This is a genomic window from Litoreibacter meonggei, assembly GCF_003663885.1.
In the GTDB taxonomy this organism is placed as follows: domain Bacteria; phylum Pseudomonadota; class Alphaproteobacteria; order Rhodobacterales; family Rhodobacteraceae; genus Litoreibacter; species Litoreibacter meonggei.
The window spans coordinates 313,188-326,882 of sequence record NZ_RCCE01000002.1 but is presented as its reverse complement, the minus strand read 5'-3'; the positions used below and the strand labels follow the sequence as shown (position 1 = coordinate 326,882).

The 13,695-nt window shown below is 57.3% G+C and carries 17 protein-coding genes and 1 other RNA gene; 13 read left to right on the top strand and 5 right to left on the bottom strand.

All coding sequences use genetic code 11. The annotated features are described in order from the left end of the window. The first annotated feature begins 24 nt into the window (after nucleotides 1-24). From BCF46_RS06410 to rnpB, 6 genes are all read left to right on the top strand, one after another. Entirely contained in the window at nucleotides 25-474 is a 450-nt protein-coding gene (locus BCF46_RS06410) for a nucleoside deaminase (protein WP_121023281.1), read from the top strand. Between the two features lie 125 nt (nucleotides 475-599). Then, nucleotides 600-887: an Asp-tRNA(Asn)/Glu-tRNA(Gln) amidotransferase subunit GatC gene (gene gatC / locus BCF46_RS06405; protein WP_121022883.1), complete on the top strand. Its 288-nt coding sequence runs from the start codon at nucleotides 600-602 to the stop codon at nucleotides 885-887. Beyond that, nucleotides 887-2,374 (top strand): Asp-tRNA(Asn)/Glu-tRNA(Gln) amidotransferase subunit GatA, encoded by a 1,488-nt coding sequence (gene gatA, locus BCF46_RS06400; protein ID WP_121022881.1) that lies wholly within the window; start codon nucleotides 887-889, stop codon nucleotides 2,372-2,374. Before gatC ends, gatA begins: the two co-directional genes overlap by 1 nt. A gap of 34 nt (nucleotides 2,375-2,408) precedes the next feature. Next, nucleotides 2,409-3,116, top strand: a complete 708-nt coding sequence (locus BCF46_RS06395) for a hypothetical protein (RefSeq protein WP_245989881.1) — start codon at nucleotides 2,409-2,411, stop codon at nucleotides 3,114-3,116. 4 nt (nucleotides 3,117-3,120) lie between these two features. Beyond that, nucleotides 3,121-3,810 (top strand): N-acetylmuramoyl-L-alanine amidase, encoded by a 690-nt coding sequence (locus BCF46_RS06390; RefSeq protein WP_211332785.1) that lies wholly within the window; start codon nucleotides 3,121-3,123, stop codon nucleotides 3,808-3,810. A gap of 12 nt (nucleotides 3,811-3,822) precedes the next feature. Continuing rightward, an RNA gene (gene rnpB / locus BCF46_RS06385) (RNase P RNA component class A) lies at nucleotides 3,823-4,201 on the top strand. Between the two features lie 62 nt (nucleotides 4,202-4,263). On the opposite strand, the gene ggt is transcribed toward rnpB, so the two are convergent. Further along, nucleotides 4,264-6,012 (bottom strand): gamma-glutamyltransferase, encoded by a 1,749-nt coding sequence (gene ggt, locus BCF46_RS06380; protein WP_121022877.1) that lies wholly within the window; start codon nucleotides 6,010-6,012, stop codon nucleotides 4,264-4,266. A gap of 178 nt (nucleotides 6,013-6,190) precedes the next feature. Here ggt and rpmG point away from each other — a divergent pair, with 178 nt between their 5' ends. Continuing rightward, complete coding sequence (gene rpmG, locus BCF46_RS06375; RefSeq protein ID WP_011454349.1) at nucleotides 6,191-6,358, top strand: 50S ribosomal protein L33; 168 nt, start codon at nucleotides 6,191-6,193, stop codon at nucleotides 6,356-6,358. A 231-nt stretch (nucleotides 6,359-6,589) separates the two neighbouring features. Beyond that, on the top strand, nucleotides 6,590-7,009 hold the full coding sequence (locus BCF46_RS19615) for a hypothetical protein (protein ID WP_147435968.1): 420 nt from the start codon (nucleotides 6,590-6,592) through the stop codon (nucleotides 7,007-7,009). Between the two features lie 114 nt (nucleotides 7,010-7,123). Here BCF46_RS19615 and BCF46_RS06370 read toward each other — a convergent pair whose 3' ends face one another. Beyond that, complete coding sequence (locus BCF46_RS06370; protein ID WP_121022875.1) at nucleotides 7,124-7,849, bottom strand: Bax inhibitor-1/YccA family protein; 726 nt, start codon at nucleotides 7,847-7,849, stop codon at nucleotides 7,124-7,126. Nucleotides 7,850-7,982: 133 nt separating this feature from the next. Next, the gene (locus BCF46_RS06365) at nucleotides 7,983-8,444 is read right to left on the bottom strand and encodes an Lrp/AsnC family transcriptional regulator (RefSeq protein ID WP_121022873.1); all 462 of its coding nucleotides are present in this window, start codon (nucleotides 8,442-8,444) and stop codon (nucleotides 7,983-7,985) included. A gap of 103 nt (nucleotides 8,445-8,547) precedes the next feature. On the opposite strand from BCF46_RS06365, the gene BCF46_RS06360 reads away from it, so the two are divergent. After that, nucleotides 8,548-8,784 (top strand): DUF6356 family protein, encoded by a 237-nt coding sequence (locus tag BCF46_RS06360; protein ID WP_170157875.1) that lies wholly within the window; start codon nucleotides 8,548-8,550, stop codon nucleotides 8,782-8,784. A 28-nt stretch (nucleotides 8,785-8,812) separates the two neighbouring features. On the opposite strand, the gene BCF46_RS06355 is transcribed toward BCF46_RS06360, so the two are convergent. After that, nucleotides 8,813-9,016: a DUF1127 domain-containing protein gene (locus BCF46_RS06355; protein WP_121022871.1), complete on the bottom strand. Its 204-nt coding sequence runs from the start codon at nucleotides 9,014-9,016 to the stop codon at nucleotides 8,813-8,815. A 123-nt stretch (nucleotides 9,017-9,139) separates the two neighbouring features. Here BCF46_RS06355 and BCF46_RS06350 point away from each other — a divergent pair, with 123 nt between their 5' ends. Beyond that, nucleotides 9,140-10,024: a LysR family transcriptional regulator gene (locus BCF46_RS06350; protein WP_121022869.1), complete on the top strand. Its 885-nt coding sequence runs from the start codon at nucleotides 9,140-9,142 to the stop codon at nucleotides 10,022-10,024. Here the strand turns inward: BCF46_RS06350 and BCF46_RS06345 are convergent. Then, complete coding sequence (locus BCF46_RS06345; protein WP_121022867.1) at nucleotides 10,014-10,973, bottom strand: NADPH:quinone oxidoreductase family protein; 960 nt, start codon at nucleotides 10,971-10,973, stop codon at nucleotides 10,014-10,016. The genes BCF46_RS06350 and BCF46_RS06345 overlap by 11 nt on opposite strands. A 148-nt stretch (nucleotides 10,974-11,121) precedes the next feature. On the opposite strand from BCF46_RS06345, the gene BCF46_RS06340 reads away from it, so the two are divergent. From BCF46_RS06340 to BCF46_RS06330, 3 genes are all read left to right on the top strand, one after another. Beyond that, complete coding sequence (locus tag BCF46_RS06340) at nucleotides 11,122-11,478, top strand: helix-turn-helix domain-containing protein (RefSeq protein WP_121022866.1); 357 nt, start codon at nucleotides 11,122-11,124, stop codon at nucleotides 11,476-11,478. Between the two features lie 72 nt (nucleotides 11,479-11,550). After that, on the top strand, nucleotides 11,551-12,348 hold the full coding sequence (gene hisN / locus BCF46_RS06335) for a histidinol-phosphatase (protein WP_121022863.1): 798 nt from the start codon (nucleotides 11,551-11,553) through the stop codon (nucleotides 12,346-12,348). Further along, on the top strand, nucleotides 12,341-13,684 hold the full coding sequence (locus BCF46_RS06330; protein WP_121022860.1) for an 8-oxoguanine deaminase: 1,344 nt from the start codon (nucleotides 12,341-12,343) through the stop codon (nucleotides 13,682-13,684). The genes hisN and BCF46_RS06330 overlap by 8 nt, the downstream gene beginning before the upstream one ends. The last annotated feature ends 11 nt before the right edge of the window (nucleotides 13,685-13,695 follow it).

Here is a 13,695-nt window from a genome sequence, read left to right as displayed (position 1 = left end):
CTTGTGAAGGGGGTATCCGAAGTCATGGTGTTTACCTCGCATATGGATTTGGCCTTGGAAGAGGCGCGACTTGCAGCGCTGCGTGGGGAAGTGCCGGTGGGGGCCGTCGTCGTCTCGAAGGGCGGGGATGTGTTGGCGAAAGCAGGCAACCGCACACGTGAGTTGAGCGACCCGTCCGCTCATGCAGAGATGCTGGCAATTCGCAGGGCATGTGAAACCATCGGATCGGAACGCCTGATTGGCTGCGATCTCTACGTGACGCTGGAGCCGTGCGCCATGTGCGCGGGTGTCATTGCTGCGGCGCGGGTGGCACGTGTCTACTACGGCGCGTCTGACCCGAAATCTGGGGGTGTTGCCCAAGGTGCGCGGGTGTTTGACCATGCGCAGAGCCATCATCGGCCTGAGGTGTATGACGGGATTGCCTCGGAGATATCGGAGACCTTGTTGAAATCGTTCTTTGCCAAGAAACGGTAGCAGTGCTGCCTTGCCGTGCTTTTGGGCCCCAGAAAACGTGACCCAAGATGAAGCATGCGGTTGCGCTTGAAGCTGTGCGGGCACGAGGGTAAACGGGGCGAGACGAAATTAGGAGTGCCTGTCTGATGTCCATCGACACCCAAACTGCCGCCCGCGTGGCCAAGCTGGCGCGCATTGCTGTGCCTCAGGAAGACTTGCCCAAACTGGCAAGCGAGCTGAATGGGATTATTGCTTTTATGGAGCAACTCAATGAGGTGGATGTGGAAGGTGTTGAACCGATGACATCGGTGACGCCCCAGCGTCTAAAACGCCGTGAAGACGTCGTGACAGACGGCAGCCAACAAAAAGCTGTGTTGAAAAATGCCCCCGATGCGCGGGAAGGCTTCTTTGCTGTGCCGAAGGTGGTTGAGTAATGTCTGACCTAAACAAACTGGGAATTTCCGAAGCTCGCGACGCGCTGCGTAAAGGCGGTGTGACGTCTGTCGAGCTGACAAATGCCTGCCTCGGTGCGATTGAAGATGCAGGAGCATTGAACGCGTTTGTGCACAACACGCCTGAGATTGCCCGCGCCCAAGCCGCCGCCGCGGATACGCGGATAAAAGCAGGCGATGCGCCAGATATGTGCGGTATCCCTCTGGGTATTAAGGATTTGTTCTGCACCAAGGGCGTGCCGTCACAAGCCGCGTCGCGCATTTTGGAAGGTTTCAAGCCGGAGTACGAAAGCACGATCACGCAGCAATTGTGGGATGCGGGTTCGGTTATGCTGGGCAAGCTGAACATGGACGAATTCGCCATGGGCTCGTCCAACGAGACCTCGATCTATGGCGATGTCGTGAACCCTTGGCGTCGGGGCAATGACGACACTCCATTGACACCTGGTGGCTCGTCGGGCGGTTCAGCATCGGCTGTGGCGGCGGACTTGTGCATGGCGGCGACGGGCACGGATACGGGTGGCTCGATCCGCCAACCTGCGGCCTTCGTGGGCATCACCGGCTTGAAGCCAACCTATGGTCGTTGCTCGCGCTGGGGTGTTGTGGCGTTTGCGTCGTCGCTGGATCAAGCGGGCCCTATGACCAAATCCGTGCGAGATGCAGCGATCATGCTGGGGGCGATGGCCGGTCACGACGTGAAGGATTCGACCAGCGCCGAGCTGGCCGTGCCAGACTTCGAGGCTGCGTTGACCGGCGACATTCGCGGTAAGAAAATCGGTATCCCCAAGGAATACCGCATGGAAGGCATGCCGCAGGAGATTGAACAACTTTGGGCCGACGGCACTGCCATGTTGAAAGACGCAGGCGCGGAGATTGTCGACATCACCTTGCCGCACACCAAATACGCGCTGCCCGCCTACTATGTGGTCGCTCCGGCGGAAGCCTCGTCCAACCTTGCGCGCTATGATGGCGTGCGCTTTGGCCATCGTGCCAAGATTGGCCAAGGCGACGGCATCACCGAAATGTACGAGAAAACCCGCGCCGAGGGCTTCGGCCCGGAGGTGCAGCGCCGCGTGATGATCGGCACATATGTGCTGAGTGCCGGTTTCTACGACGCCTATTACAACCGCGCCCGCAAGGTGCGGTCGCTGATCAAGAAGGATTTTGAGGACGTCTTCGCTCAGGGCGTTGACGCGATCCTGACGCCGGCGACGCCGTCGGCGGCGTTCGGTTTGGGAGAGATGGCGGACGCTGATCCGGTTCAGATGTACCTCAACGATGTCTTTACGGTCACAGTTAATTTGGCTGGCCTTCCGGGCATCGCGGTTCCTGCGGGTCTTGATAAACAAGGGCTTCCATTGGGTTTGCAGCTGATTGGGCGCCCATGGGAAGAGGGTGATCTACTCAACACCGCCTACGCGCTTGAGCAGGCGGCCGGTTTTGTGGCGAAGCCCGCCAAATGGTGGTAATCTCATCCGCAACTAAAAAGAAATGAGGCTTTTCATGCGTGGTATATGTGCGGTTTTGGTTGTGGCAGGGTTGGCAGCGTGTGCACCGGCTGTGCCGGATAGCGGTGCAGGCGTCGGGTTCGACGATTACGACACCTATTTGACGCAAAAGCAGGCCCGTGACGCGGAACTGCGTGCGCAGAGGTCTGGCCAACAGACTGTTGCCCCGCAGACTCCTGAGGAGCAGACCGCCAGCGACGCTGTGGCCGCAGTACGTGGCTCGCCTGGGCAACCCGCCCGCGGTGAAAGCGTGCCAGTTGGAATTCAGAACACCTCGCCCAATGCACCAGTGCCGGACTTGAATAATCCGTCGATTTCTGACGAGCAGGATTTCCAAGCGGTCTCAAGCCGCCAAAGCATCGAAAGCGACGCGCAACGCCGTAAGGCTCAAAGCGCGCAGTATCAGGTAATCGCGCCGAAAGCGCTTCCAAGCCGTCCGGGCGGAGGTGGGGCACAAACCCCCGTTGAGTTCGCCCTGCAGACCAGTCACCCGGTTGGCCAGAAAGTCTATCGCCGCTCGGTCTTCTCCAAGAGCAAGACGGCCAAGGCCTGCGCTACTTATAGCTCTTCCGAGCTGGCGCAGGATGCCTTCCTTAAGTCTGGTGGTCCGCAGAAAGACAAGCTGGCTGTGGACCCAGATGGGGACGGATATGCCTGCGGCTGGAATCCCGGGAAATACCGTAAACTGGTAAACAAGGGCTAGCTTCATGACGCCGGAATGGCGACCTTCGCCCAATTTTGGCGAACGTAAGGATGGCGCGCGCCCTGATCTGGTCGTGTTGCACTACACGGCGATGGAATGTTGTGATGCCGCCTGCAGGACGTTGTGCAACCCGGACAATGAGGTATCGGCGCACTACCTGATCCGTAAGGATGGCCACGTCATTCAGATGGTCGAGGAAAGCAAGCGCGCTTGGCACGCTGGTACCGGCACTTGGCAAGGGCAGGGGGATGTGAATTCCCGATCCATCGGGATTGAAATGTCTAACACCGGGTTTGTGCCGTTCGCCGCTCCATTGGTTGACACTTTAGAGATATTGCTGAGCGGAATAATGGCACGCTGGGATATTCCGGCAGCGGGCGTGATCGCCCATTCCGATTTCGCCCCAGGTCGTAAAATTGATCCGGGTCGGCGTTTTGATTGGCAACGGCTGGTCCGGCAACGACTGGCTATTTGGCCGAAGAACATGAAAGACGCGGAGGCTGATCTAGCGCGCTTCGTGCGCGCCGCAATTGCGTTTGGCTATCCCGATAGTACGGAACCTGAAACACTGTTGGCAAGCTTCCGGCTTAGGTTCAACCCGACGGCTCAAGGTCCTGTCACCGCACGCGACGTGTCCATGGCGGAGGCCTTGGCGGATGACTTCGGGATTGACCAACGCAGGGTAGGCGCGTAGGCGGGGCATCGCGCGGAGGGCTGGATGGCTGCGGGCCTTCGGGTTCGAGGAAAGTCCGGACTCCACAAGGCAACGGTGCCGGGTAACGCCCGGGCGGAGCAATCCGACGGAAAGCGCCACAGAGAAGAAACTGCCCTCGCATGCGGGGGTAAGGGTGAAACGGTGGGGTAAGAGCCCACCGCGCCGCTGGCAACAGGGGTGGCACGGCAAGCCCCACCGGGAGCAATGCCAAATAGGAACCGCGTGGAGGCTTCGGCCTTCGGGGATGCTTTGTCCCCAGCAGGTTCGGGTTGGCAGCTAGAGGGCCACGGGCAACCGTGGCCTAAGATGAATGGTCATCCAGAGGGGGCAACCCCTTGGACAGAATCCGGCTTACAGGCCCTCCGCGCATATTCTTTTCGTCAAGATCGTGCCGCTGTCGCGGCCCGATCTGAGTTTGGCAAAGAGGTGGTGTTATTTCCCCAGTGCGATGCCTTCCCGTCGCGGATCCGCACCCCCAAGGAGACCTTCATCCGTGATTGCGATAGCATGCAATCCAGAAGTCAGAGCGCGCGCGTTGGTCTCGAACCCAAGCTCCGTCAGCGGTTCTGCTAAATCTACTGCATTCGTGCCCTCTTCGACGTCATAAGTGCCAAAGCGGTTCACTAGATGTGGCAGCGCGACGGCCGCTTGAGGGTCAAGACCCCAATCGAGATGCGCAATGATTGTCTTGGCAACGTAACCGATGATGCGTGACCCACCGGGGGAGCCGACAACCAATGTGGGCTTGCCGTCTTTCAGCACAATTGTTGGCGCCATAGAGGACCGCGGGCGCTTGCCCGGCTCAACACGGTTCGCAATCGGTACGCCATCGGCGTGCGTTTTGAACGAAAAATCGGTCAGTTCATTGTTCAACAAGAACCCGCCGGGTGCCATGAGGCGAGAGCCGAAGCCGTTCTCGATGGTCGTGGTCATACTAAGCGCATTACCATACTGGTCGACAATTGAGATGTGCGATGTAGACGGCAGCTCGATACTTTCGTCGTCGGCCCAAAGCAGGGCGTGGTCGAACGGTGGCTCGCCGGGCGACACCTCGCTTAGGGCCTTATCCGTAGCCAGCAGACCTGCGCGTGCCGCTAGGTAGGCGTCATCCACCAAACCTTTGGTTGGCATCGGCACAAAGTCACTATCGGCCATGTAGCGCCCGCGATCCGCGAAAGCGAGGCGAGAGGCGTCGCCGATTAGCCGCCACGCCTCGGGGTTGTCCTTACCCAATGCCGCTAAGTCGTAACCATTAAGCATCCCAAGGATTTGCCCGACCGTCAGCGCGCCGGAGGAAGGAGGCCCCATGCCACAGATTTCGTGGTCACGGTATGTCGCGCAAACCGGCGCACGTTCCTTGACCTTGTAAACAGCAAGATCTGTCATGGACAGCACTCCGGGGTTGCCTTGCGCGTTCGCGACGGTATCGACAATGTCCTGCGCAATTTGCCCGGTATAAAACGCCTTGGTGCCGCCACTTGCGATCGCGCGCAGTGTTTTGGCGTAGGCAAGGTTCGTTAGCGTGCTTCCCTCTGCCAGTGGCAGCCCTTCTGGGACAAAGTAGGACGCAGTGCGCTGGAAGCGGCTAAGCCGTTCTTGATCTGAAGCCACAAGTGCCGCTAGCCGCGGTGACACTTTGAAGCCGCCCTCGGCTAAATTTATTGCGTCTGCGAACAGAGAAGGCCAATCTGCGCGGCCCCACATGGCGTGGGCCTTCTCCATCAACGCTGGCGTGCCCGGTGTGCCAACCGACAATCCACCAACGACCGCATCGAAGAATTTCAGCGGCTCGCCGTTTTCGTCTTGGAATAGGCGTGGCGTTGCAGCCATTGGCGCGGTTTCGCGACCGTCGAGCGTGGTCATTTCACCTGTTGCGCCGTCGTACCAGACAAGAAAGGCACCGCCACCTAAACCGGAGCTTTGCGGTTCTACCAAGCCGAGCACGGACTGCACGGCAACCATGGCATCCGCGGCAGTTCCGCCGTCCGACAAGACCCGCGCGCCGGCGCGGACCGCTAGTGGATTCGCAGCAGCGACCATCCATTCTGAGGCGGCAATTGACGCGCCGCTATCCTTCGTGGTTTGCGCAGTCGCGGCTTCCGGGGCGAATGCGTCTGCCGCGTCTTGTGCTGAGACGGGAAGAGCGGCGATGAGTATAGGGACGAGCGGTAGGAGGCGCATGGGGTAGTTCCTTTTTGGGTAATACTGCCTCAATCATGACTTTACGTCGCTGTTTTGCAAGTGTGCATGGACTGACCCTCTTTCGCGGTTGACTCGGGCCGCCAAGCGCGTAAAAGGCGGCTTCAACCGAATTTCCGGGCGCTCGGATATTGAGTGCTCGACCCAGAGGAGAAGTGAGATGGCGAAGCCAACCACGATCAAAATCCGCCTAAACTCGTCCGCTGGCACGGGCCACTTTTATGTGACCAAGAAAAACGCCCGCACCATGACCGAGAAGATGGTCGTGCGCAAGTACGACCCCGTTGCGCGCAAGCACGTCGAATACAAAGAAGGCAAGATCAAATAAGATCGGGTACCTTTGACGAAACTTGAGAAGCCGCGCCGTCAAGCGCGGTTTTTTGCGTTTTAGAGTGTAGCCGTGATGCGAAACTTTGGGCTAATGATTTGCAGTGCTAGAGATGTCGTCGGGGCATTGAAATTTTCGATATTCAAATGAGACGACAAGTTTAAGGGATTTTCCCTTGATGGACTCAGGGCGCGCCTTTACCCTACCCACAACATATTGGGGGTGTTTGACGTGAAGAATCTATTACTACTGTCAGTGTTAGGACTTGCAGCCTGCACTGAAGCGCGCGGTGTCCATGGCGATTGGGCTCAAGGGGCACATTTTTCGCCGAATACAGCTACCGAATTCCGCGCCCGTGCTCAACGCGGCGAGCCGGGTGTATTTCCGGCACCAACTGGCTACTCTGTATATACAGAGCGGCAGCGCATTGCGTCTGGTGCGGCGGCAAGTGATGGTGTGATCCGTCAAGGTACGGCGTCGTCGCGCACGGGGCTTTACAGCGAGACCGAGGCAGTTGTGCAGGTTTCTGCAACCGAGACTGTTAAGATACGCAAAGTCGGGAATACGACAGTCAAGACTTACACATATGGCACACCGCCCCGTAAGGCGACGGTAGAGACCGAGTATGTAACACGGGCCGCATCCAACTAAATCGGGTGACAATTTCAGATTTTGCCGGTCGTCGCATTGCAAAGTGCAACGTCGGCGCAAGAAAAAAGGGCCAGCAAAGCGCTGGCCCTTTTTCATTCTCTAAAGAGTGAAGGCTTACTCGCGGCCGCCCATGAACTGAAGCAGGAACATGAACATGTTCAAGAAGTTCAGGTACAGGCTAAGCGCGCCCATGATGGCGGACTTAGCAAGCCATTCGCTTTCACCATGGCTCGCCATCTGGATGTACTCGTTCTTCAGGCGTTGCGTGTCGTAGGCCGTCAGACCTGCGAAGATCAGCACACCGATACTCGATATCGCGAACTGCACGGCAGAAGACGCCAAGAAGATGTTCACAATTGATGCCAGGATCAGACCGATCACGCCCATAATCAGGAAGGAACCCCACGCGGAGATATCTTTCTTGGTGGTGTAACCCCACAGGCTAAGCCCTGCGAACGCGATCGCTGTGACCATAAAGGTCTGCGCAATCGAGATTCCGGTGTAGACGGCGAAGATGTAGCTGATCGACAATCCCATCAGGGCGGAGAATGCCCAGAACACCAATTGTGCTGCCCCAGCGGATAGGCGATTGATCATCGCACCCATGCCGAACACAACGACCAGCGGCGCAAACATGACAACCCAACGCAATGGGGTGCCGAAGATGGCGGCCAGCAACGCTTCGTTGGTGCCGACGGCAAAGGCCACACCACCCGTGATTAGCATCGCGAACGACATCAGGCCGTAGATTTTGCTCATATGGGCCTTGAGGCCCGCATCGATGGCGGCGTTAGAGCGGCTACCAGCGCCGACAGCCCCCATCGTCTCATATTCAGCCATGAAAACACTCCCTTTCAGGCAGGTTGATACAAAGCCGGACACAATCCGGCAGGTTATGCACTTAAAGTGGGGCAGGTGGCCCCCGTTTTCAAGTTATTCCGCAGTATTTTGGTCATAAATTACGACGCTTCGACTAAACTGGCACTGCTGTGGAGTCCTTGATGTTCTCCATCACGAAGCTTGCCGAGATATCGCGGACGGGGACCATGGAAATCAAACGCTTATAAAACCTGTCGTAATCGGCCACATCCGCCACCTGAACCCTTAGAACGTAGTCCAGATCGCCGCTCATCCGATGGGCACCCGTAATCTCTGGCAGCGTTCGAACCGCATGGTCAAAAGCTTTTAGCCAATCGGGACTGTGATCTGCGGCGCGCATCAGAATGAAAACCAATTGCCCCAATCCCAGCTTCGCTGGATCAACCAGTGCGACGCGCGCGCGCACGACCCCTGTTTCTTCCAGCCTCTTGACCCGCCTCCAGCACGCATTGCGCGACAGGTGGACGGCCTCCGCCAACGCATCAATGCTTAATGTGGCATCTTTTTGCAGGTATCTCAGGATTGCGCGGTCTGTATTATCTATGTGTTGTGCCATTTGTGGGATTATATCTCACAATATTACGAAAGAGCAATAATTTTTGGGATGATCCCACCTAGGAGAAGGTGCGATATTTGCTGAAATCATTCAGGAGAGTTCAATGTCCGGCAGCACTCAAGCGCAATCCAAGCAAACCTTTATTGAGGCCATGCGGTCACATCCGGCATCAGTTGGTGAAACCTATTTCGGTCATATGCGCTTTGCGCTGCGCTTTTCAGGATTGCTGTTTGCAGCAGGTGGGGCCGCGTTGGTCCATGCGGTGCTTCCTGCGATGTTTGAAACTACAGCTGGAAACATGATCCGGCGTATGTACACCATGATTGAAACCCGCCACTGATAAGCGGCGGGCGTCAAACACTCTGAGGTTATTTCCAGTATTCGGGCGCATCCCAAACGGGGCGACTTGCTTCAGCTTCAGCCTCTTGGCGGCTTAGGCCGATATCCGCAAGACGTGTGTCATCCAGCGCAGCCAGCGCGCGACGTTGCCTGTACAGGTCGAGGTAGCCCAACAGCCCTGTTTTGCGGTCAGCGGGGCGAGTGAGTGCGGCGGATGAGGTGCAGTCGGTCATTGGTTGAGCCTTCGTTTTGTGTGATGTGAATTCGCTTTAAGATCATTTATGTTGATATGTGTGCCACGTTGTGGTTCATATGGAAAATGAATGGTTTTGAGATAACGCATCACAGGAATTGATATGGCCCGAAATTTGGACATCACCTCGCTTCGCTCATTTGTTGCTGTTGCGGATAGCGGCGGCGTCACCAAAGCGGCTGGTTACCTTCACCTGACGCAATCGGCGGTTTCCATGCAGCTCAAGCGTTTGGAGGAGTCTCTGGATGTCTCCCTGCTTGACCGCTCGAACCGCTCGGTCTCTCTTACCGCGCAAGGAGAGCAGTTACTCAGCTACGCACGTCGCATGTTAGCGTTGAATGACGAAGTATATACTCGACTGACAGCTAAAGAGTATGAGGGTGAAATTGTTCTTGGTGTGCCCCATGACATTATCTACCCGTATATCCCGCCCATCCTGCGCGCGTTTGCGGCGGACTTTCCGCGTGTGAAGATCCGTATGGTCTCCGCACCGACCACGCGCCTGCGCGAGATGTTCGGGCGCGGAGAGTGCGATGTTATCCTGACCACAGAAGAGCACCCAGGGCCGGGGGGCGAAGCCTTGGTGACATTGCCATTGGTCTGGATCGGGGCGGCTGGTGGCTCAGCATGGAAACAAAGACCTCTGCCGGTCGCATTCTGCAAAAACTGTATCTTCCGATCTGGCGTTCTAAAGCGACTGGATGATGCCGAGTTTGATTGGGATATGGTTGTGGACTCGGATCTCGACAACGCGGTTGAGGCGGTTGTGAGTGCCGATCTGGCCATCCACGCCGCGATCAAAGGAGTCTATCCGCGCCAAACTGGGCCAATCGCGCATGATGGTGTGCTTCCCGACCCCGGTCAGTCGCGTATTGTCTTGTATCTACAGGCCGATGACGACCCTATTCTGACAACGCTGCGTGACATGATCCGCCAAGCGTATCTGTCAGAATGGTCCCCGCAAGATACTATCCAGCTTACGGCGTGATCACGACCTTACCGGTGGAGCGGCGCGAGCGTAGCAGCTCAAGCCCTTCATCAGCTTTTGAAAGCGGCAGCGTGTGGCTGATATGCGGATGAAGCTTACCCTCAGCATACCACGAGGACAGCTGCTTCAGGCTGTCGGTTAGCACCTCGGGTTTGAACCGAAGATATCCGCCCCAGTAAAAGCCGATCACATTGATATTCTTAATCAACAGATGGTTGGCGGGAATTTGCGGGATCGTGCCGGAAGCAAAGCCGATCGTCAGTACCCGCGCTTCTGGGTTGCAGGCGCGCAAGGCGGCGGTGAATAGATCGCCCCCGACCGGATCATAGACGACATCCGCGCCCCCCAAGGACTTCACCACCTCTCGCAACTCTTCGGAGCCGGTGTCGATGACGTGATCGGCACCGGCATTCTTGCAAACTGCCAACTTATCTTGGCCCCGCGCGGCCGCGATGACCGTAGCCCCCATAAGCTTGCCAAGCTCTACCGCAGTCAGTCCGACACCGCCGGCTGCGCCCAAGACTAAGAGTATGTCACCTGCTTTGAGCTGCGCGCGGTAGTCGAGCGCCACGTGGGATGTGGAATACGCAACCTGAAACGCGGCTGCATCCTTGAAACTCATCATGTCGGGAAGAGGTACGCACAGTGCGGCTGGAAAGGTACCGAACTCCGCCAAGCCTCCATTGCCACCGAAGACAGCGACGCGAGTGCCTATGGCTGGCGCGGAAACCCCTTCGCCGTGAGCCACTACGGTGCCTGCAACCTCCATGCCAAGCGTGAAAGGCAAAGGCGGCCGTTCTTGGTATGTGCCTTTGACCATAAGCAAATCCGCGAAATTTAGACCGCATGCTTCGATTTCTAGCAGAACCTCGCCCTGTCCGGGGGCAGGTTTAGGAACGTCTTGCAAAACCGGAGGGGTGTCGAATTCTGTGACCTGAAATGCGCGCATCGATGGCTCCTGTGATCGTGTTGGCCGAACCTAACGAGGCGCAGCAAAAGAGGCCATCGCGAATCTGGTTCATGCCGGGAGCGGCTCAATTAACAGTTTATTTGCACACTGCGTACAGACTGAGCGAAAAAATCGGGAGAGATGCGACATGGCGCATTCAGTTGATATTCACGTAGGTAAGCGCTTGCGCCATAGACGCTGGATGGTCGGAATGACGCAGGGTGAGTTGGCCTCTGCCTTGGGCATCCGTTTTCAGCAGATACAGAAATACGAGTCTGGCGCTAATCGCATCTCCGCATCACGCCTGTGGGATACTGCGCAAGCTCTGGAGGTGTCGATTGCTTATTTTTTTTACGGTTTGGACGCGAGAGATTCCGATATCCCGGATGATTTCCTGGATGCAGAAACATTGATCCATTTCTACCGTACAATGCCGGATGCAGAGCGTCGCCTATTGCGTGAAATGGCGGCGGGACTTCGTGAGACGGTGTCTGCCTCCTTGTGATCCATACTTGATCCTATTGCCTCACCAAGCGACAAGGGGTGACACCGCTAAGTCGCGCAGCACGGGGCAACCATGAACGAGACATTACAAAATGAGCTGGTGGCATTGGCAAACCGGCTGGCAGATGCCGCGCGACATGAAACCATGCGCTACTTTCGTTGCGGTGGGCTGGAAACGGCAAACAAACTTACTGAAGGGTTTGATCCGGTCACCGTCGCAGACCGCAGCGCTGAGCGCGTGATACGCGACTTGATCGAGGTTGAGCGCCCCGATGATGGAATTTTGGGCGAGGAACTAGGGAACAAGGTCAGCACGTCAGGACTGACTTGGGTTTTGGATCCGATTGACGGGACCAGGGGCTATATCTCCGGCACGCCCACTTGGGGTACTTTGATTGCGCTGCACGATGGTACGGGCGTGGTCATGGGCTTGATCGATCAGCCATATATCGGAGAGCGGTTCATTGGCGGGCTGGGGCAGTCCAGCTTTTCCGGCCCACATGGCGCGGGCGTATTGCAGACATCAAACGTAATAGAGCTGGCGCAAGCTAAGGTGTTCACGACTTTTCCCGAAGTCGGAACTGACGACGAAGCCCGTGCCTTTCAGTCCGTCGCCAAGCAATGTCAACTGACGCGTTACGGCATGGACTGTTATGCATATGCGTTGCTGGCAATCGGGCAGGTAGATCTAGTGATTGAGGCAGGTCTGGCGGCCTACGACATCCAAGGTCCACTTGGGGTTGTGGAGGCTGCCGGTGGTATCGTCACTGATTGGCAAGGAGGGCCGGCGGATCAAGGTGGACAAGTTATCGCAGCTGCAACGCCCGAATTGCACCGCGCAGCGCTGGAGGTGTTGGTAGCATATGTCTGAATTACTTATTAAAAATGCGCGTATCGCCTTGACCATGGATGACGCCAGGAGCGAATTGAAGGGCGCAGATATTCTGATCCGGAATGGCGAAATTGTTGATTTGGGGCAGGGCCTTATAACGAAAGGCCGAACCATCAACGCGGAAGGCTGTGTGGTCACGCCCGGGCTGGTTAATACGCACCATCACCTCTACCAAACGCTGACCCGCGCAGTGCCGGGGGGGCAGGACGCTCTGTTATTCGGGTGGTTGCAAACGCTCTATCCAATCTGGTCACGATTTGGCCCTGAGGAGATGTTTACGTCAGCGCAAGTCGGTTTGGCGGAGTTGGCCTTGTCCGGATGCACGATGACCTCCGACCACCTGTATTTGTTCCCCAACGGATCAACCTTGGATGACACTATCGCGGCGGCTGCTGAAGTTGGTTTGCGGTTCCACCCGACACGCGGGGCGATGAGCATTGGCGAAAGCGATGGTGGCTTGCCCCCAGACACGCTTGTTGAGGCTGAGTACGCCATTCTGGAAGACAGCATCCGCGTTGTGGACCGCTTTCATGATCCGCGCCCCGAAGCCATGGTGCGCGTTGGATTGGCACCATGTTCGCCGTTTTCTGTCAGCCGAGAGCTAATGCGCGATGCCGCGCTTTTGGCGCGCGACAAAGGGGTGATGCTGCATACTCATCTGGCAGAAAACGACGAAGACATTGCCTACAGTCTTGAGAAATTCGGGTGCCGTCCGGGCCAATACGCTGAAGACCTCGGCTGGGTAGGCGACGACGTCTGGCACGCACATTGCGTGAAACTTGATGGTGCAGAGATTGACCTATTCGCACGGACCCGCACGGGGGTCGCGCATTGCCCGTGCTCCAACTGCCGTCTGGGATCGGGCATTGCGCCGGTTCGCGCTATGCGCGACGCTGGCGTCCCCGTTGGGCTAGGTGTGGATGGATCGGCATCCAATGATGCCGGAAACCTAATTGGTGAAGCGCGGCAGGCAATGCTGTTGCAGCGGGTCGCCCGTGGAGCAGACGCGATGTCAGCGCGCGAGGCTCTGGAGATTGCTACGCGCGGCGGCGCGCAGGTGCTGGGGCGTGGCAGTGAGTGCGGGCAACTCCGCAAAGGCTACCGTGCAGACATCGCGATTTGGGATGTGACAGGTGTCGAAAGTGCGGGCTCTTGGGATCCGGCTGCGTTGCTGCTCGCTGGTCCCACACGCGTGCGCGATCTGATTGTTGAGGGCCGTGACGTCATTCGCGATGGCCAATTCGCGAATTTTGACCTTGCTGCTGCGGTGGCAAAACAGAACAGGCTGGCGCAGAAATTGGCCGAGCGGAGCTAAACTTTGGGAGG

What these genes read in the sequence shown, in the direction of transcription:
- BCF46_RS06410 (WP_121023281.1), top strand. Translation starts at nt 25, where the DNA reads ATGGTGTTTACCTCGCATATGGATTTGGCCTTGGAAGAGGCGCGACTT.
- gatC (WP_121022883.1), top strand. Translation starts at nt 600, where the DNA reads ATGTCCATCGACACCCAAACTGCCGCCCGCGTGGCCAAGCTGGCGCGC.
- gatA (WP_121022881.1), top strand. Translation starts at nt 887, where the DNA reads ATGTCTGACCTAAACAAACTGGGAATTTCCGAAGCTCGCGACGCGCTG.
- BCF46_RS06395 (WP_245989881.1), top strand. Translation starts at nt 2,409, where the DNA reads ATGCGTGGTATATGTGCGGTTTTGGTTGTGGCAGGGTTGGCAGCGTGT.
- BCF46_RS06390 (WP_211332785.1), top strand. Translation starts at nt 3,121, where the DNA reads ATGACGCCGGAATGGCGACCTTCGCCCAATTTTGGCGAACGTAAGGAT.
- ggt (WP_121022877.1), bottom strand. Translation starts at nt 6,012, where the DNA reads ATGCGCCTCCTACCGCTCGTCCCTATACTCATCGCCGCTCTTCCCGTC.
- rpmG (WP_011454349.1), top strand. Translation starts at nt 6,191, where the DNA reads ATGGCGAAGCCAACCACGATCAAAATCCGCCTAAACTCGTCCGCTGGC.
- BCF46_RS06370 (WP_121022875.1), bottom strand. Translation starts at nt 7,849, where the DNA reads ATGGCTGAATATGAGACGATGGGGGCTGTCGGCGCTGGTAGCCGCTCT.
- BCF46_RS06365 (WP_121022873.1), bottom strand. Translation starts at nt 8,444, where the DNA reads ATGGCACAACACATAGATAATACAGACCGCGCAATCCTGAGATACCTG.
- BCF46_RS06360 (WP_170157875.1), top strand. Translation starts at nt 8,548, where the DNA reads ATGTCCGGCAGCACTCAAGCGCAATCCAAGCAAACCTTTATTGAGGCC.
- BCF46_RS06355 (WP_121022871.1), bottom strand. Translation starts at nt 9,016, where the DNA reads ATGACCGACTGCACCTCATCCGCCGCACTCACTCGCCCCGCTGACCGC.
- BCF46_RS06350 (WP_121022869.1), top strand. Translation starts at nt 9,140, where the DNA reads ATGGCCCGAAATTTGGACATCACCTCGCTTCGCTCATTTGTTGCTGTT.
- BCF46_RS06345 (WP_121022867.1), bottom strand. Translation starts at nt 10,973, where the DNA reads ATGCGCGCATTTCAGGTCACAGAATTCGACACCCCTCCGGTTTTGCAA.
- BCF46_RS06340 (WP_121022866.1), top strand. Translation starts at nt 11,122, where the DNA reads ATGGCGCATTCAGTTGATATTCACGTAGGTAAGCGCTTGCGCCATAGA.
- hisN (WP_121022863.1), top strand. Translation starts at nt 11,551, where the DNA reads ATGAACGAGACATTACAAAATGAGCTGGTGGCATTGGCAAACCGGCTG.
- BCF46_RS06330 (WP_121022860.1), top strand. Translation starts at nt 12,341, where the DNA reads ATGTCTGAATTACTTATTAAAAATGCGCGTATCGCCTTGACCATGGAT.